The organism is Ornithinibacter sp. (assembly GCF_035443565.1).
Taxonomy (GTDB): domain Bacteria; phylum Actinomycetota; class Actinomycetes; order Actinomycetales; family Dermatophilaceae; genus Fodinibacter.
The window spans coordinates 1-1,549 of record NZ_DAORSO010000340.1 but is presented as its reverse complement, the minus strand read 5'-3'; the positions used below and the strand labels follow the sequence as shown (position 1 = coordinate 1,549).

Below are 1,549 nucleotides of genomic sequence, written 5' to 3'. Positions count from 1 at the left end.
TGCCGTCCGCGCGCCTGTCGCGGACGGCATCCGTCGCGCTCCAATGGACGTCATGAGCAGCGCATCCGCCACCCCCGGGCTCGAGCCCGTCACCGTCGGTCTCGGCCCCCTCACCATCGACGAGGTCGTGCAGGTCGCCCGCCACGGCGCCCCCATCGCCCTGGCCCCGGAGTCGCTCGCCGAGGTGCGCCGCACCCGCGAGGTCATCCGTGGCCTGGCCGACGACACCGAGCCGCACTACGGCGTCTCCACCGGCTTCGGGGCGCTGGCCACCCGTCACATCCCCACCGAGATGCGCCGCCAGCTGCAGCGCTCCCTCGTCCGCTCGCACGCGGCCGGCTCCGGCCCCGAGGTCGAGCGCGAGGTCGTGCGGGCCCTGATGCTGCTGCGCATCTCCACCCTCGCGACCGGGCGCACCGGGATCCGCGAGCAGACCCTGACGACCTACGTCGGCATGCTCAACGCCGGCATCGCGCCGGTCGTTCACGAGTACGGCTCACTCGGCTGCTCCGGCGACCTCGCACCGCTGTCGCACTGCGCGCTCGCGCTCATGGGCGAGGGTGTGGTTCGCGACGCGAACGGCGATCGGATGCCGGCCGCTGACGCGCTCGCTGCCGCCGGCATCGAGCCGGTCGAGCTCGAGGAGAAGGAGGGTCTGGCCCTCATCAACGGCACCGACGGCATGCTCGGCATGCTCTGCCTGGCCATCCACGACCTGCGCGACCTGCTCGTCGTCGCGGACGTGGCGACGGCCATGTCGGTCGAGGGCCTGCTCGGCAGCGACGACGTCTTCGCCGCCGACCTGCACGCCCTGCGGCCCCAGCCCGGCCAGGCCGTGTCGGCGGCGAACATCCGAACCCTGATGGCACGCAGCGGTATCCGTGAGAGCCACCGCACGCAGGCCTGCACCCGCGTCCAGGACGCCTACTCGCTGCGCTGCGCCCCGATCGTCGCCGGCTCAGCCCGCGACACCGTCGACCACGCCGCGCGCGTCGCCGGCTGGGAGCTCGCCTCGGCGGTCGACAACCCCGTCGTCACCCCCGACGGCCGCGTCGAGAGCAACGGCAACTTCCACGGCGCCCCGGTGGCCTACGTGCTCGACTTCCTCGCCATCGTCGCGGCCGACGTCGCCTCGATGTCCGAGCGCCGCACCGACCGTTTCCTCGACACGGCGCGCAACCACGGCCTGCCGCCGTTCCTCGCCGACGACCCCGGCGTCGACAGCGGCCACATGATCGCGCAGTACACCCAGGCCGCGATCGTCTCCGAGATGAAGCGCCTGGCCGCGCCCGCCTCCGTCGACTCCATCCCGAGCTCGGCCATGCAGGAGGACCATGTCTCGATGGGCTGGTCGGCCGCCCGCAAGCTGCGGCGCTCGGTCGACGGCTTGTCGCGCGTGCTGGCGGTCGAGGTGCTCACGGCCGCGCGCGGCATCCAGTTGCGGGCGCCGTTGGAACCGGCGCCCGCAACGGCGTCCGTCGTCGCCACGCTCACGGCGTCGGATGCCGGCCGCCCCGGTCCCGATCGCTGGCTGGCTCCCGAGATCGAG

The 1,549-nt window shown here is 73.5% G+C and carries 1 protein-coding gene; it reads left to right on the top strand.

The annotated features are described in order from the left end of the window. Window positions 1-52 precede the first annotated feature (52 nt). On the top strand, window positions 53-1,549 hold a 1,497-nt coding region (gene hutH / locus PLL68_RS15015; protein WP_324535476.1), incomplete at its 3' end, for a histidine ammonia-lyase.